The following is a 25308-nucleotide window of genomic DNA, read 5'->3' on the forward strand; positions in this document are numbered from 1 at the left end:
ACTGATCCACGCGGGCGGCCGCCTGACCGCCCTGTTCCTGTCCCGCCGCACCGTGCCAGTGACGCCTATCCGCCATGCATAGCGTGGCCACGGCCGGACATGCGGGCGGATGCTGGAACTCGACCATGTCGTGGTTCGCCGAAAGAACGGGCTTCGCGGGGTTCGGGAACGGAGGCCTTGATGAAGGTCATCGTGGACCTCACTCGGTGCCAGGGATACGCGCAGTGCGCGTTCGCCGCACCAGAGGTGTTCGTCATGCGGGGTGACGAGGCGTTGCTGTACGACTCGGATCCGGACCAGGGACAGCAGGAGAAGATCGAGCGGGCTGTCGCGGCCTGCCCGGTTCAAGCCATCGTCATTGACGCGGAGGACGGACAGCGCTGGCAGCCGCACCCGCCGCGTGAGGCGGCGGCGGTCGGGACCTTGGGCGGCCCTGAGGAAGCGGCTGAGCGCACTGGGCGCGTTGTCATCGTCGGGGCGTCACTGGCCGGCCTGCGGGCCGCCTCGGTGCTGCGTCGGGACGGCTTCACCGGCTCGCTGACCATGATCGGGGACGAACCCCACGTCCCTTACGACCGGCCGCCGCTGTCCAAGCAGGTCCTGATCGGCCAGGCTTCGGCACGGGGGACCGTGCTGCCCCGTCGTGGCGAGTTCGACGTGCAGTGGCGATTGGGAGTCGCGGCCGCGGGTCTCGACCTGGCCGGCAAGCGAGTCATTTTGGCCGACGGCCAGCGCGTGGGATTCGACCGGTTGCTCATCGCGACCGGGGTGCGGGCCCGCCCGTGGCCGAAGGGGACAGAGGCCCGGCTCGACGGGGTGTACACGATCCGCACCCCGGAGGACGCGGATGGACTGCGGCAGCGTCTGTCCGCCGGCCCCGGCCGGGTGCTGGTCATCGGCGCCGGGTTCACCGGCTCCGAGGTGGCGTCCGCCTGCCGCGAGTTGGGCGTGCCGGTCACCGTGATCGATCGGGGACCCGCCCCGCTGGCGGGGGCCCTGGGCGCGGTGATCGGCCGTGTCGCGGCGCAGATGCACCGCGACCACGGGGTCGACCTGCGCTGCGGCGTTCAGGTCGAGGCGCTGGAGGGCGACCGGGACGGCCGGCTGCGGCGAGCCCGACTGTCCGACGGCAGCACCGTGGAGGTCGACGTGGCGGTGGCCGCGCTGGGCAGCGTCCGCAACGTCGAGTGGCTGGAGGGCTCGGGGCTGGCGGCCGGGCCTTGGGGGGTGGCGTGCGATGCCGGCTGTCGCGCCGTGGATGTCAACGGCGTCGTGACCGACGACGTGTTCGTCGCCGGTGACGTGGCGCGCTTCCCCCATCCCGTCTACGGGTTCCAGTACCTCGCCCTCGAGCACTGGGGCAACGCCGTCGCCCAGGCGGAGATCGCCGCCCACAACATGATCAGCCCTCAGAGCCGACGCTGGCCGCACCTGAGGCTGCCCGAGTTCTGGTCCACCCAGTTCGACGCCGAGATCAAGTCGGTCGGCGTCCCGACCTACGCCGACCACGTCCTCATCGCCCAGGGATCGGTGGCCCAACGCCGCTTCGTCGCCGTCTACGGCTACCGCGGGCGCGTCACCGCCGCGGTCGCCTTCAACCAGTCGAAGTGGTTGGAGTTCTACGCCGGACTGATCAACCAGGCGGCGCCGTTCCCGCCCACTGTCCGCACCGTCGACCAGCCCGCCGGCGGTCACCCGGTCCCGGCCGAGGTGCCGGAGATGCCCACCTATCAGGCCACCGTCGTGGTCACCGGCCACACCCCCAGCCAGCGGCGGGCCGCCCTGGTCCGCAGACCCTACCTGTGACACCCATCCATGCCGGAGATGCCCACCATGACCGGAAGCAGCGTCTGGCAGCAGGTCCTCGACCACTCCAACCGCGCCGACCCGTACCCGCTCTACACCGAGCTACGCCAGACACCGGTGCGGCGGGTCGAGGACGGCAGCTACGTGGTGAGCACCTACCAGGAGATCGTGGCCCTGCTGCACGACCCGCGCGTGAGCTCGGATCTACGCAACATTCCCGAGGTGGGCGCCGACGGCTCCGTGCCCGGGGAGGGTCTTCCCGGGCTGCCACCGAGTTTCATCCGGATCGACCCACCCGAGCACGACCGAACCCGGCGCCTGCTGACGTGGAATTTCGGGCCGCCGCACCGTCCCGGTCGCATCGACGACATGCTCCCCGACATGCGCGAGATCGTCACGGGCCTGATCGACGACTTCGCGGACCGGACTCGCGTGGACATCGTCGACGAGTTCGCCTATCCGTTCCCGGTCACGGTGATCTGCCGGTTGCTGGACGTGCCTCGCGAGGACGAGGCGCGTTTCCAGGCGTTGTCCGACGCGCTCGTCAAGTCCGTCGACCCGACCACCGGAGGAATCGCGGAGCGATACCGTCAACGGGTCAAGGCCAACGCCGACCTGGGGCAGTACTTCACCGCCCTGCTTGATGCCCGCGCCGGCCGGCCCGCCGGTGACGACCTGCTCTCCGGACTGCTGCGCGGTGGCGGCGAGGAAGAGCCGATCACGCGAGAACAGGTGCTGAGCAACGCGGCGCTACTGCTCGTCGCGGGCCACGAAACGACGGTCAACCTCATCGCCAACGGCATGCTCACCCTGCTGCGGCACCCAGCGGTGCTCGACCGGCTCCGTCGCGGCGACGAACCCGATCTGGCCGCCCGGGTGGTCGAGGAACTCCTGCGTTACGAACCACCGGTGCATTTCCTGGCCGAAAGCCGCAACACCCTCGACGACATCGACATCGCCGGCACCACCATCCCCGCGGGGTCGCGAGTGACGCTCGTGCTCGCCGCCGGCAGCCGCGACCCCGCCGTGGTCTCCGACCCGGACCGTTTCGACCCGGATCGCGCGCACAACGAACACCTGGGCTTCGGCGGCGGCATCCACTACTGCTTCGGCGCACCGTTGGCCCGTCCCGAGACGCGAATCGCCCTCACCGAACTCGCACACCGGCTGCGCAATCCCCGACTCGTCGCCGATCCGCCTCCGTACCGGGCGAATCCGAGCCTGCGTGGTCCTCGCCACCTCCTCGTCGACATCGACGGCGTCAGACGGTGAGGACGAGCTTGCCCTGGAGGTGACCGCCGTCGAGCATTCGGTGCGCGTCGGCGACGCGCTCGAACGGGAACGTCTCCTGCACGTGGACCCGGAGCCTGCCCTGCTCGACGAGTTCGACGAGACCTCGCAGCGCGACCGGATCGGGGTCGACCGCGATGCCGCTGAAGCGCATGCCGGCCGCCTCGAACTTGGCGGCGAGCTCGGAATCCTCCTCGGCGACCGCCGTCACCAGGTGACCGCCTGAGCGGAGCACTGCGAGCGACCGCTCGACGGTGTCGCCGCCGAGCGTGTCGAGCACGACGTCGACGTCACTGACCACCTCGGTGAAGTCGACCGCCGTGTAGTCGATCACCTCGTCGGCGCCGAAGCCCTCGACGAACTCCCGCTTGCTCCCGCTGGCGGTCGCGATCACGTGCGCGCCGAGGGCTTTCGCGATCTGGATCGCGACGTGGCCGACCCCGCCGCCACCGCCGTGGACCAGGACGCGGTCGCCCGCGGTCACGCCGGCGAGGTCGACGAGGCCCTGCCACGCCGTCAGCCCGACGACCGGCAACGCCGAAGCCTCGACGTGCGAGAGCGACGCCGGCTTGCGGGCCAGGTGCAATGCCGGAGCAGACACGACTTCGGCATACGCGTTGGCCGCCCGCGGGAACAGCGACATCCCGAACACTTCGTCGCCGGGCCTGAATCGCCATGTCTGCGCGTCTTCGACCACACCGCTGACGTCCCAGCCGAGGATGAACGGCGGCTGGCCGATCAGCGGGAACTCGCCGGCGCGCAGGCGCGCCTCCAGCGGGTTCAGCCCGATCGCCTTGACCCGGACGAGGACCTCGGTCGGCAGCGGCCGGGGCGCGGGCGCGTCCACGATGGTGAGCACCTCGGGACCGCCGAGCTTCTGTTGGGTGATGACTCGCATGACTCTCCTGGCTCTGGGTGGGAGAACCCCAGAGTAGGTTTCCGACAGGAACCGCCAGGTACCCTTCGATGTCATGAGCGAGTTCGGTCCCGGTGGTTCCTTTCTCGCCGACTGCCCGGCGCGGCTGGCGGTCGAGCTGATCGCCGACAAGTGGACCGTGGTCGTGCTCGCCGGCCTCAGCAAAGGCCCGGTGCGCCATGGCGAGCTGATCGAGTTGATCGGCGGCGGCATCTCTCGCAAGGTGCTCACCCAGACGCTGCGACGACTCGAGTCGCACGGACTCGTCCGCCGCCAGGCCTACGCCGAGGCGCCGCCCCGCGTCGAGTACGAGCTCACCCCGCTCGGGGCGACGCTGATCGATCCGATCCACACGCTGACCGAGTGGGCGAAGACGAACGGCGAAGCGGTCCTCGACGCGCTCGACGCCGATGCCGAGCCGGCCGCCCAGCACGGCTGAGTCACGGCGCGATCCGAGCGAGGTCCACTCTGGACTGGATGGACAGCTTGCGGTAGATCTGGCGCAGATGGAAACCCACGGTGTGCGGCGAGATGAACAGCTCGCTGGCCACCTGGCGGTTGGTCAGGCCCCTGGCCACCAGCCGCGCGACCTTCTCCTCGGTGCCGGTGAGGCTGCCCCAGCCGGCCTCGGACCGGGCCTCGTGGCTCCAGTGCCGTCGCCGGACGCCGAGCTGCCGGAGCTTGTGCCGGATCCGCGCCGAGTCCCATTCGGCGCCCAGCTCGTCGTAGCTCGCCAGCGCGCGGTTGAGCTCCTCGACTGCCTGCTCGCGGTCGGTGTCGCAGTGCAGCGAGCCGATGTCCTCGATGACCGACGCGGCCGCCCACGGGTCGCCGTACAGGTCCTCGATGCCGGCGAACGCCTGCACATCGCCGTCCAGCAGCGCCCGGCAGTGCCGGGCGGCCGCGGCCACCACGCCGTGATCGCGGTTGGCCGCGGCGATCTCCTCGGCGGTGGCCACCATGAGTTCGGCGGTGCGACGCTGGTCGGCCGCGAGTGCGGTGCGCACCGTCCACGCCGCCACCGACGGGTCCTCGAGCACGAACTGCGTGCGCAGAGCGGGGTCGGCCAGCACCTCGCCGATCTCGTCGATCGCAGCCCGCGGTCCGCGCCGGGCCAAGGCGACCAACCCGGCGAGCGTGCAGCGCACCGCCGACCACGGCCGAGCGCGCTCGGCCGGCGAGGCCTCGGCCAGCTTCTGGAGCCCGTCCGCGGCGGCGGCGAGATCGCCGCGGCGTAGGGCGATGATCACCAGCACCGCCCGCAACTGCGGCTCGTAGAGCGGCATCTCCGTCATGTCCGACGCGGCGAGGCCGGCCGTCGCGTCCGCTTCGGCCGCGGTGATGTCGCCCTTGGCGAGCAGGATCGTCGCGCGCAGGGCGAGCGGAACCGGGATGAGCACGTCCATCCGCTCGGCCTCGATCGCGCGGTAGGCGGCCTCGGCCACGGCGAGCGCCTCGTCGAGTCGGCGGATCCGGGTCAGCAGCCAGGCCTTCGTCCACAGTGGATCGAAATGCCACATCCGGTTGAGCTGTTCGCGAAGCCGTACCGCCTCCTCCACGGTCGCGAGCGCATCATCGATCCGGCCGTCGCACCAGCTGGCCATCGCCCGCACGTTCAACGCCGCGGCCCGGACGTCGTCGCAGTGTGCGCCGGGGACCGCCAGCACCCGGTCGGCGAGTCCGATCACGGCGGCCCGGTTGTTGTGGGACAACGCGTTCAACAGCAACAGGCTTGGCGGCAGATCGGCGCCGTCGACGGAACCCGTGCCGAAGATCTCCTGCGACACGTCCCACGTGGAGGAGTCGCCGCGGAGCATCAGCGCGGTGGCCAGCCAGATGCGCAGCGGGCGCATCGCCGACGGGTGGCCGTTCTCCGGCAGCAACGCTCGCGCGAGGTCGATGGCCCTGGTCAGCTCACCCAGCCGGACCAGCGCCGCGGTCGCCGTGATCGCCAGCGCGATGTGGTCCGGGCCGGCCGGCTCCGTGATCTCCATGCCACGGGTGGCCAGCGCCGCGGCGGCGTGCGGCGAGGCGGGGAGCAGCCGCTGGGCGGCCTCGCGGATGGTGGCGATGGCGTGCGCGTCGCCGGTCTCGGCACAGTGCACCAGGTGCACCGCGGCGGCCTCGGGCCGGTCCTCGCCGCGTCCGAGCAGCATCGTGGCGGCCTGCCGGTGCAACATCGACCGCAGTGGTTCGGGCACGGTGTCGAGCACCGCTTGCCACACCGGTTCGCGGTGGAAGGCGAACTCCCCGCCGCCGCAGCTGAGCAGCCTCGAGTCCAGCGCCTCCCGCAGCGGTCCCAGCAGTTGGGCGGGCGGCTCGTTCAGCATCTCGGCGAGGTCGGTCGGGGCGAAGCCGCGGCCGAGCACCGCGGCGACCTGCAACACGTCCTGGGCCCGTGACGAGAGCTCACTGAGGCGGCCGCGCACAACCTGGAGCAATGGCCGCGGCAGCTGCGCGCCGGGCTCGGCGACGACAGCGCAGGGGATGCCCGAGGTCAGCGGCCCCGAGACGAGCCGCGCGCCGCGGTCGTCGACGGTGATCAAGCCCTGCTCCCGGAGCCCGAGCGCCAGGTCGACGATGGCCTGCGGGGTGCCGCCGACGCTTTCGCAGATCATGACCAGGTCGTCGTCCGGAACCGCGCCGAGCAGGTCGCCGACGATGTCGACGACGGCATCGCCGGACAACGGCTCGAGCGGCCCGAGCCACTCGCTTCGGCAGGTCCGCGCCAGGTTCCGCAGCCACAGGCCGTTGGCCGACTCCGCGTGCTCGGCACGTAGCGCGAACAGCCAGAGCACCGGTGCGTCGTCCAGCCTGGATGTCAGCGCGCCGACGGCGCGCAGCATCGCCGGGTCGGTCCACTGCACGTCGTCCAGCACCACCAGCACCGGGCCGCGGCGCAGGTGCCCGTCGAGCCAGCTGATCTGGTCGTTGTCGTGGCGGCCGTGGCGAGGGCCGACCGTGGTGAGCGACTTCGGCGCGCCGTCGAGCACCGTGAAGCCGCTCTGCGCGGCCAACGACATCGCTTCGAGGAGCAGCCTGGTCTTGCCGGTGCCGGCGCCGGAGACCAGCAGCGCCAGGTGTCCCTGGTGCTGCTCGGTCGTCTCGCGCATCAGCCGCTTGATGCGGCGGATCGGCTCGTCATGGCCGCGCAGCGGCCACGCGGCCGAGGCCGGCGGTTCCGTGAGCTTCTCGAGAGCCCGTTGCACGAACTGCCCCCAGTCGTGGTGATTCATCTCTCGGTCACGTGGTGTTATTCAATTTTATTGGTGGATCGGGCGCGGCGTCCGCCCGATTATCGTCATAGCTGTTGTCGGTATGGCTCCACCACCTCGAAAAAACTACGGTACGCGTGATTGGTGGGTCAAGCTCGCGTCAACTGTCGACGGCGTGCGGGCATCGATCCTTGCACGGTCTTACACTCATCGGATTGCATTCCGCCGCCGTGGCCGATCGTGCCCGTTATCGGCCTTTTCGATCATCATCGGCGTTGGAATCGGCGCTGTGCGGCGCCTTCGTGGCCGCGAACTCCCCGTTGACCTGCGCCGCTCCGTTCATCCCGCATCGACGAATCGGAAAGTGTATACACATCGCACGTGAAAAACGGGCGCCGCGGTGGATGGCCGCCGCGCTCGGATTCGCGATTCCGGTGTTACGGCAATCGGCGCAGTCGATGATCATGTTGGCTTCGGTGATCCGCTGACGAGTTCGCCGTGCGCCGCTCGGAATGTCTATGCGTCACCGTGCATGCCCAATTGCCGACCTGTGTCGAGCCGGACCGGCCGATGTTCCCCGAAGGCGCGTGCCCGCAGCGTCTGCTGGATGCGGGGGCATCGGCTGGTCCACCGCGGACAGCGGACACGACCCTCGGCGGCACCGGGTCGCCACGGTGGGCCGAGTTCTGTCCGAACGGTGGTGTCACCTCGGACAGAACTCGGCCTGCTGTAACGGGATCTCTGGTTGTGCGATCGCCGCCGCCCGCGTCGCGAACACGGTGGGCGAGCTCGCCATACGGCGGGTTCGGCTACCAGGAAACCGGAAGTGAGCGAACGCCGTACACCACCATGTCGTGCTTGAACTGCACCTCGTCGAACGGAATCGCCAGTTTCAGCGTCGGGATCCGTCGGTACAGCGTGCCGCAGACGACCTGCAGCTCCATCCGGGCCAGCAACTGGCCGAGGCACTGGTGGGAGCCGTAGCCGAAAGCCACATGTTGGCGGCCTTTTCGCTGGAGGTCGAGCGTGTCCGGAGCCGGGAACACCGACTCGTCCCGGTTGCTGGCCCCGTCGGCGAGAATGACCCCTTCGCCCGCCTTCACCAACTGGCCCGCGAGTTCGACGTCCTCGGTGGCGACGCGCCGCCGTCCGACGTGCACGACGCTGAGGTAGCGCAACAGTTCGTCGACGGCGCCGGCGATCTCCTTCGGGTCGTCGGCGTCCCGCAGGGCGGCGAGCTGGTCCGGATGCCGCAGCAGGGCCAACGTGCCCAGCGCGATCATGTTCGCGGTCGACTCATGGCCGGCGACCAGCATCAGCAGGGCCATTTCGGCGATCTCCGCGCGGCTCAGGTTGCCCGGCCGCAGCTGTTCGGCCACCAGCCTGGAAATCATGTCGTCGCCAGGCTCGGTGTCCTTGGCGTCGACCAGCTTGAGCATGTACTCCTGCAGCGCCACATGCGCTTCGAGCGTTTCCTCCACGGTGCACGACTGGGAGAAGAGCTTCCTGCTGCAGTCCTGGAAGAAGTCGTGGCCGTCGTAGGGAACGCCGAGAAGTTCGCAGATCACCAGTGACGGCACCGGCAACGCGAACGCCGCCACCAGGTCGACCGGATTCGGTCCGGCGAGCAGGTCGTCGATCAGTCCGTCCACGATCTGCGCAACCCTGGGGCGCATGGCCTCGACGCTTTTCAGGGTGAAGTTCTTGCTCAGCATGCGGCGCTGCGCGCCGTGCTCCGGCTCGTCCATCATGATCAGCGACCGGAAATCGTGGATCCGCTCGGCGACGGCGGCGGACTCGGCGGGGTAGCCGTCCCGGCGCGCGTCGGCGCTGAACCTCTGGTCGGACAGCACGAATCGATGCGCCTCGTATCCGGTCACCACCCACGGCGTGCTGCCGTCCCAGATTCGGACCCGGCCGATCGGCCCCATTTCGCGCAGACCGGGTGGTGGGTCGAACGGACACTCGGTGGCCCGCTGCATCGGGTAGAAAGGAACAGTTTCCATTACCGCACTTCCTGGTCAGAACTCCGGCGTCTGCGGGTGGAGGATGACGGCTCTCGCGCCTCAGTGAGGTCAGATGCGACGGATTCGCGCAAGCCACGCCGCGAGGTCGATCGGGCCGTGTGCGGGCAGACCGGCGTTTGTCGCTGTCTCGGCTATCTGCTCGGTGACGTAACCCTGATAACGAGCCGGCTGTAGGTCTTCCAGTTCCCAGCCGTCGTCGAAGGATTCGCGGATCACCGCATCGCTGATCTGTGAACTGAGGCCCGGCTCGGCGTCCGAGTGTGCGAGAATATGGACCAGGCCGCCCGGGTTGCAGATCGAGTGCAGCACCTTCGCATACGCTTTGGGTGTCCCCATGTCTCGGCCATACGCGCCGAAGCCGTGGAACAGCGCGCAGTCGACGATCGTGTCGAAGGCCGGTGTGAGCGCGGAGTGATCGCCGGGGTGGAGCATGTTGGCCACCTCGAACCGGGCGTTGGGCACCCCCTTCTCGGCGGCTGTGCGGCGAGCGTACGCCACGGCGCTGGGGGAGAGGTCGACACCGATCGCGTCGTAGCCGAGCTTGGTGAACAGAATGGTGTGTTCCCCCGAGCCGCAGCCCGGTTCCAGCACCCGACCGCGAATCAGCCCTTCGCGTTCGAGCGCGACGATCGCCGGCTGCGGCTCGCCGATAAGCCAGGGCGCGGTGTTGTTGTCGTACATGGAATTCCAGAATTCTGGATTCTCGAACCCGGTAGCCAAGAATTCTGGATTCTCTAACCCGGTAGGCTCGGTCATGACTCCAGTCTCGCCTATCGAACCGACCCGAGGGTTCGCGTGGGATGAATCCTGTTGCGTTGTGCGGGGTGGAAAACCGTCGACGGGTGCGACTGCGTGGGTACGGGCGTCGCCATGACCCGCGGGTGAGGGGCTGCGAGCAGCTTGCGCATGTCCGTGGGGTCAGCCCACCAGTTCGACGAGTCGGGGCACGAGATCGGCCGGCGCCGGCTGGGCGGCGATCTCGGCCTTGACCTCGGCGGCCGCGGTCGCCAGCGAGGCGTCGGTCAGCAATCGCGTCACGTCGTTGGCGTCGACGGGGGCCACCGCGGTGTCGACCTCGAAGCCGACGCCGCGCTTGGTCACCTCGCGGGCGTTGTGGAACTGGTCCGAGCCCTGCGGCACGACCAGCTGCGGCACACCCATCGCCAGCGACGTCATGGTGGAGCCAGCGCCGCCATGGTGGACCACCGCGGTGCTGGTGGCCAGCAGCGCGTTCAACGGCGTGTACGACACCGGCCGCACGTTGTCCGGCAGCGCGCCGAACTGCCCGGCCTCGGCGTTGTCGAGCGTGACGACGAACTCCGCGTCGAAGCCGCCGGCCACGTCGGCCAGCCACTGCAACGGGCCGAGCCCCACGAGGCCGGGGATCACCGTGCCGATTGTGACGATCACCCGCGGCCGGTCCGGCCGGTGCAGCAGCCAGTCCGGCAGCTGGCCACCGCCGTTGAACGGCACGTACCGCATCGCCCAACCCAGATCGGGCGTCCCCATGCTCGGCGGCGCCACGTTGAGCAGGGCGTGCCGCGTGGGCGGGCCGTCGACTCCGTGCCGGCGGTAGGTGTCGGTAAGAGCCTCGGCGACCTGCGTGACCTGGTCCTCGGCGCTGAGCAGGCCGTAAGCCTGTTCGACCGCGGGCACGCCGAGCTTGGCCGCGGCCAGCGGGCCGGCGCCGTCTATCGGCGAGTGCACCACCAGGTCGGGCCGCCACTCGTCGGCGATCGCCACCACGGTGTCGGCGACGAGGTCCGACTGCGGGGCGAACACCTGCGCGCCGAAGCCGATCAGCCGCTCGACGTCGCGGGACGCCTCGCGGATCATCTGCTGCACCGCCTGGATGTCCATGCTGGCGTGGGCCGCGTCGATCAGCCGCACGACCGACTCGTACGGCTGTGTCTCCACGACGTGCAGGCCGGACGCGGCCAGCGTTGGCACGTGCTGTGCACCGCTGCCGGCCATGGCGAGCAGCACCTCGTGGCCCGCGGCGCGCAGCGCCCAGGAGATCGACACCATCGGCAGCATGTGGCCGAGGCCGGGCGAAGCCGTGACGAGAACCCTCATCAGAACCCCCGGTGCGGAAAGCTCGCTGCCCCGCTCGCACCAGCAGTCGCGGCAGGTTCCGCGATGCCGCGGGCGAGGTCGGAGATGCGTTCTGCCGCGGCGAGCGTGGGGAAGTGTGTGTTGGCGCGGGGGATCTCCGGGAAAACGGACGCGTCGGCGACCCACAGCCCGTCCACGCCCAGCACGCGGCCGGTGGGATCGACGACGGTCCGCGCGTCGTCGGGCGATCCCATGCGACAGGTGCCGCTGAGGTGCGCGGCGTCGCCCACGGTCTCAAGCAGCCAGCGGTCGATCTCGGCGTCGTCGGCCAGCGAGTCGAGCCCCCGGCCCATCGGATCTATCGCGACATGACGGATCACCTCGGCGAATGGTGGGGTGGCGACCAGTTCGCGAACGCGCCGGACGCCCTCGCGCAGACGCACCAGGTCGGATGCCTCTCCGAGCATGTTGTGCTCGATTCGCGGCGGGGCATCGGGATCGTCCGAGGCGAGCACGAGTCGCCCTCGCGAGACGACCTGGTTCTCGACCAGCGCCAACAAACTCGGGTCAGTGCTCGGACGGACTTCTGGCTGGTGATCGTGGTTGTCGCCGAGGCCGACTCCCCAGGTACCCGTCGCTTCCTGAGCGGGAGCATCGCCCTCGACGCCCAGCGACGTCATCGCGGGCGGACGGTTCATGTGGATCATCATCAAGTCGTTCTCGCCCGCGAGGCCCGACGAATAGCGAACGCAGCAGTTGTACTGACGGCTGTCGATGCCGGCGGGATGCGCCTCCGGCTGCAAGTCAAGCCAGAACAGCGCCAGCGGATGGTCCTGGAGGCCGTCCCCGACCGGGAGATCCGCCACCTCTTTCCCGGGCCCGATGCCGGACCGCAACAGGATCGCCGGCGAGTGGATCGCCCCCGCGCACAGGACGACAGCCCCACCGCGGACGTCGATCCGCTCCTCGCCGACGCGCACCCGTACGCCCGTTGTCCGATGGCCGTCCAGCAACACGCGCTCAACGGTGGCGTCGCCGACGATCTGGAGGTTCGCCCGCTCGCGCACCGGTTCGAGGTAAGCGTCGTTGGTCGTGACACGCGCCCCGTCACGCACACTGAGCGCGATCGGCGACACACCGGTCCCGGTCGGCGCGTTGTAGTCCTCGCACCACGGGTATCCGAGGTCGAGCGTGGCGACGGCGAAGCGATCGTCGAGGAGCTCCCACCGCTCGCGTGGGAGGCGCTCGACCGGCATGGGCCCGTCGCTGCCGTGGTAGGTCTGGTTGCCGAAGTCGGCGTCAGCCTCCATGCGACGCAGGTAGGGCAGCATGTCTTGGTAGGACCAGCCGTCGCAGCCGGCTGCCGCCCACCGGTCGTAGTCGTCGGGCCGCGCGTGGATGGCCATCATGCCGTTGATCAGCGAGGAGCCCCCGAGGCCACGGCCGCGCAGGTAGGGGCGCGTGGCTTGGTGTGGGGTCCGGAGTGCTTCGAGGCCGGGCCAGTAGAAGCGGCGGCACTCGGCGGAGTCAAGCGGCCGCCAGCCGTTGAGACTGCGGATTTCGCGCGGGGCCGCCGACGATCGCCAGTCCGGTCCTGCTTCGAGCAGGATGACTCGCTTGCTCGCGTCTTCGCTGAGCCGACTGGCCAGCACACAGCCGGCGGGGCCGCCGCCGACCACGATCCAGTCAGCTTCAAGGGACTTCACCGCGGACTCTCCTCTCTCCGAATTCAGCGCGGCACGCGGGCTTTGGTCAGCACGGTGTCCAGGTACGTGATGAGCGGGTCCACAGACGAGGGAGCGGCAAGCGCGGCGATGTGCCCGTCTGGTCGCACCAGCACCAGGCGTGGACCGTCCACCTGATAGGCCCGGTACGCCGCGTGCTCACCGGCCGGGATCACGTGAGTGGTGACGGACGCGTGGTAGCGGGCAGTGAGCTGGGACGCGAGTTCGTCGGTGTCCGTGTTGTCGGCGGAGAACACCAGCAAGTGGTAGCCCGCGCCATGGGTCAGGTCCAGGACGCTGCGCGCGCCGTCACGGGTGGACTCGATGGGGGCGAAAGGGGCGCGGTCGCCGGGTTTCAGGGCGCCGACGCCGGGACCGACCGCGCGGCTGCCGCGGTAGTTGATCCACAACTGCGAGAACATGTGGAAGACCAGCCGGCGCACCGGGGCCAGCCGGCTGACCACGCCGACGACGCGGGTGGCCACGTTGGCCCGCATCCAGGTGGCCACGGGATTGTCGGTGGTCTCCAGCTTGAATCCCACGTCGGTGCGCTTCAGCACGGTTTCGGCGATCGGCCGGCGCTCGGACTCGTAGGTGTCCAGCAGCCACTCCGGGGCCTCGCCGTTGACGACCTGCGCGAGTTTCCACGCGAGGTTGACCGCGTCGCCGATCCCGAGGTTGAGGCCCTGGCCGCCGGCCGGGTTGTGGATGTGCGCGGCGTCGCCGACCAGGAACGCGTTGCCGACCCGGAACCGGGCGGCAAGCCGGCTGTGGAAGCGGAACATCGAGGCCCAGCTGACCTCGCGGAGGTTGGCGTCCACGGTGAAGTAGTCGTCGAACCAGCGCTGAAGGTCGGCGTGGGCCAGCGGGGCGTACGACTCGTGCGACGGCCCGCCGCGCTGTGCGGGCGCCTGGTGCAGCTCGGGCGGCACCACGCCGAACAGCCGGCAGCGGCCGCTGGCCAGCGGAAGGATGCCGACGAAGCCGCCGCGGGTGAGGCTCAGTCGCATGCCCTGGACGCCCAGCTCGACGTCCAGAGTGACGTCGGCGAGCATGCCGGCCTGCTCGTAGGTCTCGCCCTCGAACTCCTGGCCGAGGATCCGTCGGATGGTGCTGCTCGCGCCGTCCGCGCCGACGAGCCAGCGCGCGGTGATCGTGGTGGGGCCGGCCTCGGCGGCGAGTTGGACGCGCACGCCGTCGCCGGTGTCGGTCAGGTCCCGCACCTCGCAGTTCCATCCGACGGCGACTTCGTGCTCCGCCAAGGCTTCCGCCAGCAATCGTTCGGTCTCGAACTGTTCGAGGGCGAGCGCGTAGGGGAAGCGGGTCTGGTCGGTGGTGCCCTTGCCGGCCAGCGGCATGTCGCCGGCGTGCCGCCCGCCTTCGTGGATCGCCACGTTCGTGATGAGCCGGCCCCGAGCCACCGCCGCGTCCGCGACGCCGAGCCGGTCGAGGTACTCCAGGGTCCGCGCGTGCACGATGGCGGCCCGCGCCTGCTCGACCGGCCCGGCCTTGCGGTCGACGATCCGGACGCGCACGCCCTGCTGCGCCAGCACAAGCGCGGCGCACAGGCCGGTCGGGCCCGCCCCCACCACGAGGACGTCGCAGTCGTGTTCGTCGCGCATCGGCAGTCCCCGTTCGCATCGATCAACTTCGGTGTGAGCGAGTATCGCGACTGGGCGGCACGCGCCACATCGCCCGGCGCGGTGCGTGCTGCGGCGATCACCCCACGCGAGTGCGCAGGTTCTCCCACCGGCCCCTTTTGGGCCCGGCCGGGCGGGCTCGATGGTGGCACCTGACCACGCATCGACCGCTACGAATCCGGGGACTGCCATGACCGCTGCGGAACCGTACTTCGACGACCTGGCCGAGCTCTACGAGCGGTTCACCCAGGTCCGGGACGCCGCGACGAGTCCGGTGCGGTCGTGGCTCACCGCACAGCTGTCGACCGGGGCCCGGGCGATCGACGTCGGCTGCGGCGGCGGCAACAACTGCGGCCTGCTCGCCGATCGCTACGACGAGGTGGTCGGCGTGGACATCTCGCAGAAGATGCTGGACATCGCCAGCACCAAGCCGACGCGGGTGCCGGTGCGCTACGAGTGCCGCAGCGCCACCGATCTGACGCCCGACCGGGACGGGCAGTTCGACCTGGTGATGTCGGTGAACGCGGTGTTCCACATGGGACCGGCCGAGGTCGTGCTGCCGACGCTGCGCGACCTGGTGGCGCCCGGCGGCCGGCTGGTGATCATCGATGTGACCCAGCCGGACGACGGGGCCGAGCCGCGCGAGCAGAGCGCCTACGCGTTCGAGACCGGGAAGATCGTTTATGACGTCTCCGGCGACGTGGCGGCGGCGGTGGACTCGATCCGGATGATGCTGCACCCGCGCTGGCTGGAGATGAGCGCGCAGGCGGCGCCGCTGTCCGAGACCGAGTTCACGGTCCAGTACGAGAAGGCGCTGCCGGGCGTGCGCATCACCAAGAACGTCATCCCCACCATGAGCGCGGCTGTCTGGGACGCGGCGTGAGCGTGTTCGACCTGCCGCGGGTGCACTTCGCCGGCGTGGCCGTCACCCGGCTGCCGACTGGTCCGCGCGCGGGACTGCTCGACCTGGAGACCAACCGGGCGGTGACCGACGACGGGGTGTTCGACACCGCCCGCCCCGCGCGGGAGTACCACGAGTTCCTGGCGGCCAAGGGGGTCGAGGGAACGAACTTCGCCGGCAACGGCCACTTCTGGATCGACGCGGCGGTCGTCGGCTGCGAGCGGGCGCCGGGCGTGGTCGACGTCGAGGACCTGTTGGTGGGGCGGCAGCTCGACCTGTGGGGCCACTACTACGAATACACCGCCGGGACCGCGAACCGGTCGCGTGTCTTCGACGTGGACCCGGCCTCGAACTGGACGACCACGGTCATGGTGGGCCAGCTCGCGCTCGGCCGGCTCGGCCGTTCCCACGAGGTCGGCTACCTGGTCACCGGGGACGTCTCCGGGATGTGCCCGCCGCGCTGGCAGAACACCGCGTACGTCCGGGACGACGGCGTCGATCCCCGGTTCCGGCGGTCGGTGCTGCACCAGTTCGTGGTGGACCGGGCGGAGGGTCTGCACTGGCTGTCCGGCGCGGAGGACTCGCCCACGTTGGCGCGCCTACGCGAACTGGTCGAGTCCGGCGCGGCCGACGGGTTGGTCGTGCAGTTCGCGCTCACCAACATGGCCACGCCCACCGCCGACGGCGAGCCGGACTTCTGGGACCTGCGCGGCACGATCGCCCCCTGGCACGGGACAGAACTGCGCACCTACCCGGTCGGCCGGCTGCTCACCCCGCGCGCTGCCGCGAATTCGGCTTTGCACAACCTGTCCGTGCACGTCGGAGACGACGTCGTCACCGCGAATCTGGTCAGCGCGATCCCGGTGACCAGTCGGGCCGACACCCGTGGTCCCGGTCCGACACACCGGCTCGGGCCGTTCATCGACCTCGGCGATCTCGACGTTCGGACCAGTTCGGGCACGGTGCTCGCGACCATTCCCCGTGCCGCCTATCTCGGCGATGCGTATCGGCTCACCTCGGGTGTGCTTGTGGCGCAACGGGTCGACGGTGGCACCGGCAATCCCGGCGAAGCCTTGATGATCACCGCAGCCGACGGCACCGTGCTGGCCCGCGAGGAGGAGACGGTCGTCGAGTCCGACGAGGCGTCGCTGTTCCTCGAACACGAGAACCCGAAGACGGGGGAGGACCACGCGGTCGAGATCCCCATCCGCTCATACGTGCGCGGTGAACCGGGCCGCGTGGACCGCATCCTAGTGCGGCAGTACGTCAACCCGCGCGGGCGGCCGCTCGACGACGACCACGAGCAGGTGAGAATCGCGGAGTTTCTGGTTGCTGGGCAACAGGACTACCGGCCCGACTGCGTGGCGTCGACCGACGAGCACGGGCGGGGCGCGATCGCGATCAAGGGAATTCGCGGCGGTGCGGCCAAGATCCTGCTGCTGCCCGACGGGCAGGATCTGCCGCGTGGGGTGAATACCGCCGAGCGCTACGACAACGACGACGAGCAGGGCTACTGGTCGGCGGTCGGCAGCGTGGCGCTGCGGGTGCTGCCCAACCACTGGCACCTCGACGACCTGCCGGACAACGAGATCACCTTCCCCACGCTCTACCGCGAGGCGCTGGCGTATTACGAGCTCCAGTACTCGTTCATGCGGGCCGAGGTGTTCAGCCTGGCCGACGAGTTCAAGGTCGAGCCGTACGCGCGGCTGATGTGCCACGCCTCCGAACCCGAGCGCAAGTCCAAGACGTACTACATGCCGCCGACCCGTGACATGAGCGCACCGCAGGTTCGCCTGATGCGGCGCTACCTGCTGGCCGACGAGGCGCGGCGGCAGACCCCGCCGACGATGGTGCCGCAGCACCGCAAGCTCGGCGTGATCACCACCAAGGAGCAGCTGCTGCACGCGTTGTACCAGGCGGCGGCCATCGAACTGGCCACGATGATCCAGTATCTCTACGCGGCGTACTCGGTGCCGCTCCACAGCGCGGGCCGGCAGTACGTGGCTCGCGGCGAGTGGACCCCGGAGCAACTGCTCATCGCCTGCGGTGACGGCACGCAGTCGTGGAAGAACGGCATCCGCGGCAACCTGATGTGCGTCGCCCGCGAGGAGATGATGCATTTCCTGACCATCAACAACATCCTGATGGCGATGGGCCGGCCGTTCCACCTGCCGCGGCTGGACTTCGGCGAGTTCAACAGCAAGGTCTGCGTGCCGCTGGAGTTCTCGCTGGAGGCGCTCAACCTGGCCAGTGTGCAGCGTTTCATCGAACTGGAGCAGCCGCACGACCTGATCGACGAGGTCGAGGGCAACGACTCGACGGTGCTGCGGCCGGACGGCGAGCCGTACCGGTACGGGTCGTTGAGCGAGCTGTACGCGGCGATCCGCGAGGGCATCCAGGCGGTGCCCGGCGTGTTCCTGGTGAAGAAGGGCCGGGCCGGCGGCGCGCACCACCTGTTCATGCGCGAGTCGGTCAACGCCGTGCATCCGGACTACCAGCTGGAGGTCGACGACGTCGCCAGCGCGGTGTTCGCCATCGACTTCGTCACCGAGCACGGCGAGGGCGGCCATATCCCGTCCACGCTGCCGGCCGAGGAATCGCACTTCGACACCTTCCTGCGCATCTGCGATCTGCTGGTGCACGAGCGGGCCACCGGCCCCAACGACCGCCGGATCCCGTGGCACCCGGCCTACCCGGTGCTGCGCAATCCCACGCTGCGACCCGGAAATCCGACGATGGACCTGGTCACGCACGAGCCTGCCCGGCTGGCGATGACGGTGTTCAACCGCTCGTACTTCATGGCGATGCAACTGATGGTGCAGCACTTCGGCCACAGCTCCGACAAGAGCCTGCGGCGCTCGCGGCTGATGAACTGGGCACTGGACATCATGACCGGCGTGCTGCGCCCCCTCGGCGAGCTGATCGTCACGCTGCCGTCGGGCCGTCCCGGCCGCACCGCCGGCCCGTCCTTCGAGCTCGACGAGGAGCCCGTCTACATCCCACGCCCGGACATCGCCGTGGAGTGGATGGCGCGCGAGTTCGACGAGATCGCCGTGCTGGCCCGCAAGTGCGCGGGTCTCACCCCGACCGTCGCGGACCTGCTGGCGTTCCTCGGCGAGCAGCTGCGGGCGATGGACCTCAAGGAACTGTGATGACCAGAACGAAGAACACCACGGTCTGCGTGGCCGGCGGCGGTCCGGCCGGCGCGATGCTGGGGTTGCTGCTGGCCCGGTCCGGTGTGGACGTCGTGGTGCTGGAGAAGCACGCCGACTTCCACCGCGACTTCCGCGGCGACACCGTGCACCCGGCGACGCTGCAGATCCTGGACGAAATCGGCCTGGTGGACCGGTTCCACGAGCTGCCGCACCAGAAGGTCCCGACGATCGGCGTGGTGCAGGACGGCCGGCGCATCGACATCGCCGACTTCCGCCGGCTGCGGGTGCGCTATCCGTACATGGCCTTCGTGCCGCAGTGGGACTTCCTCGACCTGATCACCGCCGAAGCCGCCCGGTATCCCGCTTTCCGGCTGATGATGCGCACCGAGGCGGTGGACGTGCTGCGGGACGGCGGCCGCGTCGTCGGCGTGCGGGCGCGCGGGCCGGAGGGCGAGCTCGACATCCGGTCCACGGTGGTCGTCGCCGCAGACGGGCGGCACTCGGCGATCCGCCGCGCCGTCGGCGTGACGCCCCGGCTGATCGGCCGCTCGCTGGACGTGATCTTCTTCCGGATCTCGCGCCGGGACACCGATCCGGACGAGGGCATCTGCGTGCGCATCGGCAACGGCAAGATATTCGGCGCCACCGATCGCCGCACCTACTGGCAGATGTCGTACGAGACCACCGCGGGCGGCATGGCGAAGGTGATCGCCGCCGGGCTCGACGCCTTCCGGGCCGATCTCGCCGCGATGGTGCCGTTCCTGGCCGACCGTGTGCACGAAGTGGCCTCCTACGAGGATCTGAGCCTGCTGGAGGCTCGCATCGACCGGCTGGACCGGTGGCACCAGCCCGGTTTGCTGTTCATCGGCGACGCGGCGCACGCGATGTCTCCGGTCGCGGGGTTCGGCGTGAACCTCGCGGTGCAGGACGCGGTCGCCACGGCCAACGCGCTCGTCGCCCCGCTGCTGCGGGCGCAGCGAACCGGCGCCGCGTTCGACCACTCGCGGCTGGCCGCGATCCAACGGCGCCGGCGCCTGGCCACCGCCCTGTCCCAGGGACTGCAACGGGCGACCCAGCGCTTCGGCATCGACGACGCCCTCAACGGTTCGGGCCAGCCACCCGCACCCAAGTTGTTCGAGAAGCTCGCCCCCGCGCAGTGGTTGATGAGCCGGATCATCGGGCTCGGCTTCCGACCCGAGCACGTGCGCACCCCGGCCGCCAGTCCGGCGCAGACCGAAGGGACCCGAGGATGACCCCGCACCAGCGGATGATGTCGATGATCACCGGCTACTGGGTGACCCAGATCGTGCACGCCGTCGCCGAGTTGGGCATCGCCGACCATCTGGCGGACGGCCCGCGCACCTCAGCCGAGCTGGCGGAGCTCACTGGCTGCGACCCCGACGCGATGTCCCGGCTGCTGCGGGCGTGCGCCGCGCAGGAACTGGTCGGCGTTCGGTCCGACGGCACGTTCGAGACGACACCGATGCTGGCGCTGCTGTCCGAAGGCGTGCCGCACTCGTTCCGCGACATCGCAATCGTGCACGGCTCGCCGGGGCACTGGCTGTCCTGGGGCCGGTTGCCGGACGCGGTGCGGGCCGGCGAGCCGCAGACCAAGGCCGCACTGGGCATGGACATCTGGGACCACTTCGCCGACAACCCCGTCGAGCACGGCCGGTTCGTCAACTCCATGACCGAACTCACCGCGGGGCTGTCCGAGGAGATCGCCGGGCTGCTGGACGTCACCGGCGTCGGTGTCGCGGTGGACGTGGGCGGCGCGAACGGCGCGTTGCTGCACGCGGTGCTGCGGTCCAATGCCGAGATGCGGGGGTTGTTGCTGGACCTGCCCGCCGTCACGGCGACGGCGACTGCCGAGGCGGCGAAGGCCGGGTTGAGCGACCGGGTCACGGTGGTCGGCGGCTCGTTCTTCGATCCGATCCCGGCCGGCGATCTGTTCCTGCTCAAGGCGGTGCTGCACAACTGGGACGACGAGGCCTGCGTGCGCATCCTGAGCAACTGCCGAGCCGCGCTGAATCCCGGCGGCCGGGTCGTGGTGGTGGAGATGCCGCTGGGCCCGATGGGCGAACCCGGCTTCGCCCCGCTGCTGGACCTGAACATGCTCGCCGTGGTGTCCGGCCGGGAACGCGACCTCGACCACTACGACGACCTGTTCGCCGCGGCCGGACTGCGGCGGACCCGGATGACGCCGACCCGCTCGCCGCAGTGCCTGATCGAGGCGGTCACGGCGTGACCGGCTCACTGACACCGACCAACGGAGGATCTTGATGGTGAAGCATGTTGTGGTCGTCGGCGGCGGCACCGCGGGGTGGATGACCGCATCGTACCTGACCGCGGCGTTCGGCGACCGGGTCTCGGTGACCGTGGTGGAGTCCGAGCGCATCGGCGCGATCGGCGTCGGCGAGGCCACGTTCAGCACGGTGCGCCACTTCTTCACCTATCTGGGGTTGGAGGAGAAGGACTGGATGCCGGCGTGCAACGCCACCTACAAGCTGGCGATCCGGTTCGAGAACTGGCGGGAGCCCGGACACCACTTCTACCACCCGTTCGAACGGCAGCGCGTCGTCGACGGGTTCACCCTGCCCGACTGGTGGCTGAGCGCGCCGGCGTCGGACCGTTTCGACAGGGACTGCTTCCTCGTCGGCACGCTGTGCGACAACCTCAAGTCCCCGCGCCGCATGGACGGGGCGCTGTTCGAGGGTGACCTGTCCGGGGACCGGTCCACTTACCGGACCACGTTGTCGGAGCAGTCGACACAGTTCCCCTACGCCTACCACTTCGACGCCACGCTGCTCGCGAACTACCTGCGGGACTACGCGATGGCGCGGGGCGTGCGGCACGTCGTGGACGACGTGGTGCACGTGGCACAGGACGAGCGCGGCTGGCTCAGCCACGTCACCACCAAGCAGAGCGGCGACCTCGCCGGCGACCTGTTCGTGGACTGCACCGGCTTCCGCAGCATCCTGCTGGGCAAGACGCTGGCGGAGCCGTTCGTGTCCTATCAGGACACTCTGCCCAACGACAGCGCGGTGGCCCTGCGGGTGCCGCTGGACATGGCGCACAAGGGCCTGCGGCCGTGCACCACCGCCACCGCTCAGGAGGCCGGCTGGATCTGGACGATCCCGCTGTTCGACCGCATCGGCACCGGCTATGTCTACGCCAGTGACTACAGCACACCCGAGCAGGCCGAGCAGCGGCTGCGGGAGTTCGTCGGCCCGGCGGCCGAGGACCTGCCGGCCAACCACATCAAGATGCGCATCGGCCGCAGCCGCCGGCACTGGGTGCGCAACTGCGTCGCGATCGGGCTGTCCAGCGGCTTCGTCGAGCCGCTGGAGTCGACCGGCATCTTCTTCATCCAGAACGGCATCGAGCAGCTGGTGAAGCACTTCCCGGACGCGGACTGGGACGAGGGGCTGCGCGACTCGTACAACCAGCTGATCAGCCGATGCATGGACGGCGTGCGGGAGTTCCTCGTCCTGCACTACTACGCGGCCAGGCGGCGGGACAACCAGTACTGGCAGGACGCGAAGAAGCGCCCGCTGCCGGACGGGCTGGCCGAGCGGATCGAGCGCTGGCGCACTCGCCTGCCCGACGCGGAGACGGTCTACCCGCACTACCACGGATTCGAGTCGTACTCGTACGTCTGCATGCTGCTGGGGCTCGGTGGCATCGACCTCAAGTCCTCGCCCGCGCTGGCCCTGTTGGACCCGTCGTCGGCCCGGCACGAGCTCAAGCTCGTCGCCGAGCAGGCCGCCGAGCTCGAACGCACGCTGCCCACCCAGTACGAGTACTTCGCCCAGTTCCGCTGACGGAGAGCGATCATGGTCCTGCAGAACGTCCTACAACTGCTCGCGCTGCTGGGCGCGCTCTGCGTCGCGGCCGCGGTCGGGCGGCTGCTGGCCCGGCTGGCCCGGTTGCCCTCGGTGATCGGCGAGATCGTCGTGAGTCTGCTGCTCGGCCCGGCGCTGCTGGCCACCGGGGGCCCGGCGGTGTACGCCGCGGTGCTGCCCCAGGATCTCCTCGCGGTGCTCAAGGAGATCGGTGAGGCCGGCCTGGTGCTGTACCTGGTGGGCCTCGTCCACCGGCTCGACCATGGGCCGGGCGGCTTGCGCGGCAGGGGAGTCCGGCGGATCACCATCGGGTCGCTCGGGATCCCGCTGGTGGCCGGGCTGGCGTTCGCCGGCTGGGTGCTCTGGTTGGCGCCGCCGGAACTGCGGGGCCATGCGAACGCGTCCGCACTGGTGCTGATGCTCGCGGTGACGATGAGCGTGACCGCGGTTCCGGTGCTGGCGCGCATCATCGAGGAACGCAAGGCGGCCCTCGGCCGCTCCGCCGAGCTGGCGATGATGGCGTCCATGCTGATCGACACCCTGTCGTGGCTGCTGCTCGCGGTCGCGTTGGGTCTGCGGACCGGTGGCATCGGCGGTGTCCTCCAGGCGTTCGTGGTGCTGGCGGTCGGTGGTGCCATCGCCTGGGCGGCCCACCGGGGCCTGGCCACCGCTTGGTCGACGCGGCTGTGCGCGAGCAGTCCTCGCCTGGTCGCGGTGGTGCTCGGCGCCGTCGCGATCACGGCCGGCACGGGGATACGGCTGGCCGGACTGACCGCGGTCTTCGGCGCGTTCCTGGTCGGCATCATGGTGCCCAGGACCGAGGGCTGGTCGGTGGTGGTGAGGTGGATCGGCCGCATCGGCCGGGCTCTGGTCCCGGTGTACTTCGTGGTCGCCGGCACGACGGTGTTCACCGGCGGCGTGGCCGCGCTGCCGTGGCTCGCGGTTGTGTTGGCGGTCGCGCTCGGCATCCTCGGGAAGGTCCTCGGCGGCTACCTCGGCGCCCGCTGGGGCGGTGAGGACCGGCTGACCTCGGTGCGGATCGGCGTGCTGGTCAACACCAGGGGACTGACCGAGATCGTCGTGCTCCAGGTCGGTTACACCGCCGGGCTGCTCACGCCGGGACTGTTGGTGGCGCTGCTGGTGATGGCGCTGCTCACCACGGCGCTGACCGGGCCGCTGCTCGATCTCGTCGATCGCCGCACGGCCGCGGGGAAAGCGCTTCCAGTGGGCGAGAGCGCTGTCCGATGACCATTTCCTACGCGGCCACCTCGGCCGGATTCCGATCGCTGATGGCGGGATTTCCGACCGGCGTCGCGGTGATCACTACGTTCGGCCCCGACGGCGAGCCGTGGGGCATGACGTGCTCGTCGGTGTGCAGCGTCTCGGTGGAACCGCCGACGCTGCTGGTGTGCGTGCGGGCCGGCAGCCCCACCCTCGCGGCCATGCTGCGCCGCGGTGAGTTCACCGTCAACCTGCTGCACCACGGCGCGCGTCCGGTGGCGGAGTTGTTCGCGTCCGGCGATCCCGACCGGTTCGACCGCGTCGACTGGGCGGTGCCGCCGGTGTCGGGCGGTCCCCACCTGGTGCGGGACGCGCACGCGGTGGCCGACTGCCGGATCAGCCGCCGGCAGCAGGTCGCCACGCATGTCGTGGTCTTCGGCGAGGTCGTGCACGTCACGCAGCGGCCGGGGGAGCACCCGCTGCTGTACGGGATGCGGCAGTACGCGGCCTGGCCGGTCAGCTGAACACAGGAACGGCGGGGGTGCGCGCACCCCCGCCGTTGCTGGCTTTCAGTTGTCAGCGATGATCCAGTCGGTCGCCACCCGGATCACCGGAGCCTGCCAGTAATCGCGCTGCGGACCGGTGATCTCCACCAACCGGTGCGAGCAGGTGAGCGCGTCGGCGGCGGCGCGGGAGGACTCCACCGGCACGTCGGTCGGACCGGCGCCGTGCACGATCAGCGTCGGCGCGGCGATCATGCCCAGCACACCGCGCGGCTGGAGCCAGAACACCTCGTTGAGCATGGCTCGGCCGACTGCGAATGTCGGCGACAGCGCAAGCCGCCCGTCGGCCGACAAGGTCCGGGCCGCCGGCTCGTCGAGGAAGTCGCCGGTCCACGCGGGCTGCGCGTCGACGAAGTGCTCCTTGTAGTCGATCAGCGGATTGAGCAGCACCAGCCGATCGACCTCTGGGCCCTTGCGCGCGGCGTAGCCGGCCGCGACGCCACCGGTCAGCCCGGTGGCGACCAGGGCGACCGACGTGTCCGGGACGTTCTCACGCAGGTGCGCCAGTCCGGCGCCGATGATGTTCAGCAGCCCGGAGAGGCTCAGTTCCTCCTGGCGGCCCTCGCTCTCACCGTGTCCGGGGAGGTCGAGGCGCAGGCTGGTCGCGCCGCGCCCGGCCAGGTCGGACGCCAGCCGCGGGTAGAAGCCGTCCTGCTCGCGCGTCGCGCCTTCGCCGTGCAACATCAGCACGGCCCGGCGGGCTGTCGTCGCGGGCGTCACCAGGGTTGCGGCCAGCCGCAGGCCGTCGTGGGCGCGCACCGTGATGTGGCGCTGTGTTTCGACTGTGCGCAGTGACATGGCACAAGAGTCGCCCGTGTACAGCGCGCCGGCACGTGTGCGTGCCGGATTCCATTGCCTCGTGTGATGTCGGCGGCCCGTCCGGCTGGCGATCGCGTGGCGCGGGCGCCACAAACACTCCATCGCGAGCGGCGGCTGGGGATGTGGGACGG

General features: G+C 70.1%; 19 protein-coding genes. 11 read left to right on the forward strand and 8 right to left on the reverse strand.

Annotation, left to right across the window (positions count from 1 at the left end):
• Window positions 1–180 precede the first annotated feature (180 nt).
• Window positions 181–1806 carry an FAD-dependent oxidoreductase gene (locus JJ691_RS09485; RefSeq protein WP_249227794.1) on the forward strand — a complete coding sequence of 542 codons (1626 nt, stop codon included), beginning with the start codon at window positions 181–183 and terminating at the stop codon, window positions 1804–1806.
• A 27-nt stretch (window positions 1807–1833) separates the two neighbouring features.
• Window positions 1834–3078, forward strand: a complete 1245-nt coding sequence (locus JJ691_RS09490; RefSeq protein WP_211768404.1) for a cytochrome P450 — start codon at window positions 1834–1836, stop codon at window positions 3076–3078.
• On the opposite strand, the gene JJ691_RS09495 is transcribed toward JJ691_RS09490, so the two are convergent.
• On the reverse strand, window positions 3068–3994 hold the full coding sequence (locus JJ691_RS09495; RefSeq protein ID WP_211768405.1) for an NADP-dependent oxidoreductase: 927 nt from the start codon (window positions 3992–3994) through the stop codon (window positions 3068–3070). The genes JJ691_RS09490 and JJ691_RS09495 overlap by 11 nt on opposite strands.
• Before the next feature lie 73 nt (window positions 3995–4067).
• On the opposite strand from JJ691_RS09495, the gene JJ691_RS09500 reads away from it, so the two are divergent.
• A complete protein-coding gene (locus tag JJ691_RS09500; protein WP_211768406.1) occupies window positions 4068–4451 on the forward strand; it encodes a winged helix-turn-helix transcriptional regulator in 384 nt (127 codons plus the stop codon).
• A gap of 1 nt (window position 4452) precedes the next feature.
• On the opposite strand, the gene JJ691_RS09505 is transcribed toward JJ691_RS09500, so the two are convergent.
• Window positions 4453–7221, reverse strand: coding sequence for a helix-turn-helix transcriptional regulator (locus JJ691_RS09505; RefSeq protein ID WP_211768407.1), 2769 nt, complete (start codon window positions 7219–7221; stop codon window positions 4453–4455).
• Window positions 7222–7442: 221 nt separating this feature from the next.
• On the opposite strand from JJ691_RS09505, the gene JJ691_RS09510 reads away from it, so the two are divergent.
• The gene (locus tag JJ691_RS09510; RefSeq protein ID WP_211768408.1) at window positions 7443–7715 is read left to right on the forward strand and encodes a hypothetical protein; all 273 of its coding nucleotides are present in this window, start codon (window positions 7443–7445) and stop codon (window positions 7713–7715) included.
• Window positions 7716–8036: 321 nt separating this feature from the next.
• Here JJ691_RS09510 and JJ691_RS09515 read toward each other — a convergent pair whose 3' ends face one another.
• From JJ691_RS09515 to JJ691_RS09535, 5 genes are all read right to left on the reverse strand, one after another.
• A complete protein-coding gene (locus tag JJ691_RS09515) occupies window positions 8037–9233 on the reverse strand; it encodes a cytochrome P450 (protein ID WP_211768409.1) in 1197 nt (398 codons plus the stop codon).
• Between the two features lie 69 nt (window positions 9234–9302).
• Window positions 9303–10010, reverse strand: coding sequence for a class I SAM-dependent methyltransferase (locus JJ691_RS09520; protein WP_211768410.1), 708 nt, complete (start codon window positions 10008–10010; stop codon window positions 9303–9305).
• A 162-nt stretch (window positions 10011–10172) separates the two neighbouring features.
• Complete coding sequence (locus JJ691_RS09525) at window positions 10173–11330, reverse strand: nucleotide disphospho-sugar-binding domain-containing protein (protein WP_211768411.1); 1158 nt, start codon at window positions 11328–11330, stop codon at window positions 10173–10175.
• Window positions 11330–13015 carry a GMC family oxidoreductase gene (locus tag JJ691_RS09530; RefSeq protein WP_211768412.1) on the reverse strand — a complete coding sequence of 562 codons (1686 nt, stop codon included), beginning with the start codon at window positions 13013–13015 and terminating at the stop codon, window positions 11330–11332. Before JJ691_RS09530 ends, JJ691_RS09525 begins: the two co-directional genes overlap by 1 nt.
• Window positions 13016–13038: 23 nt before the next feature.
• Window positions 13039–14655, reverse strand: a complete 1617-nt coding sequence (locus JJ691_RS09535) for an FAD-dependent monooxygenase (protein ID WP_211768413.1) — start codon at window positions 14653–14655, stop codon at window positions 13039–13041.
• 208 nt (window positions 14656–14863) lie between these two features.
• Between JJ691_RS09535 and JJ691_RS09540 the strand changes: the two genes are divergently transcribed.
• The 7 genes from JJ691_RS09540 to JJ691_RS09570 are packed head-to-tail and all read left to right on the forward strand — an operon-like array spanning window position 14864 to window position 24319.
• On the forward strand, window positions 14864–15556 hold the full coding sequence (locus JJ691_RS09540) for a class I SAM-dependent methyltransferase (RefSeq protein ID WP_211768414.1): 693 nt from the start codon (window positions 14864–14866) through the stop codon (window positions 15554–15556).
• The gene (locus JJ691_RS09545; protein ID WP_211768415.1) at window positions 15553–18726 is read left to right on the forward strand and encodes a ferritin-like domain-containing protein; all 3174 of its coding nucleotides are present in this window, start codon (window positions 15553–15555) and stop codon (window positions 18724–18726) included. The genes JJ691_RS09540 and JJ691_RS09545 overlap by 4 nt, the downstream gene beginning before the upstream one ends.
• Entirely contained in the window at window positions 18726–19982 is a 1257-nt protein-coding gene (locus tag JJ691_RS09550; protein ID WP_211768416.1) for an FAD-dependent oxidoreductase, read from the forward strand. Before JJ691_RS09545 ends, JJ691_RS09550 begins: the two co-directional genes overlap by 1 nt.
• Window positions 19979–20977 (forward strand): methyltransferase, encoded by a 999-nt coding sequence (locus tag JJ691_RS09555; protein WP_211768417.1) that lies wholly within the window; start codon window positions 19979–19981, stop codon window positions 20975–20977. Before JJ691_RS09550 ends, JJ691_RS09555 begins: the two co-directional genes overlap by 4 nt.
• A gap of 34 nt (window positions 20978–21011) precedes the next feature.
• The gene (locus tag JJ691_RS09560) at window positions 21012–22553 is read left to right on the forward strand and encodes a tryptophan halogenase family protein (RefSeq protein ID WP_211768418.1); all 1542 of its coding nucleotides are present in this window, start codon (window positions 21012–21014) and stop codon (window positions 22551–22553) included.
• Between the two features lie 12 nt (window positions 22554–22565).
• Window positions 22566–23822, forward strand: a complete 1257-nt coding sequence (locus tag JJ691_RS09565; protein WP_211768419.1) for a cation:proton antiporter — start codon at window positions 22566–22568, stop codon at window positions 23820–23822.
• Window positions 23819–24319, forward strand: a complete 501-nt coding sequence (locus JJ691_RS09570) for a flavin reductase family protein (protein ID WP_211768420.1) — start codon at window positions 23819–23821, stop codon at window positions 24317–24319. Before JJ691_RS09565 ends, JJ691_RS09570 begins: the two co-directional genes overlap by 4 nt.
• 45 nt (window positions 24320–24364) lie before the next feature.
• Here the strand turns inward: JJ691_RS09570 and JJ691_RS09575 are convergent, their stop codons facing one another.
• Window positions 24365–25156 carry an alpha/beta hydrolase gene (locus JJ691_RS09575; RefSeq protein ID WP_211768421.1) on the reverse strand — a complete coding sequence of 264 codons (792 nt, stop codon included), beginning with the start codon at window positions 25154–25156 and terminating at the stop codon, window positions 24365–24367.
• Window positions 25157–25308: the final 152 nt, after the last annotated feature.

Origin of the sequence: Kutzneria sp. CA-103260 (genome assembly GCF_018263855.1) — a bacterium.
In the GTDB taxonomy this organism is placed as follows: domain Bacteria; phylum Actinomycetota; class Actinomycetes; order Mycobacteriales; family Pseudonocardiaceae; genus Kutzneria.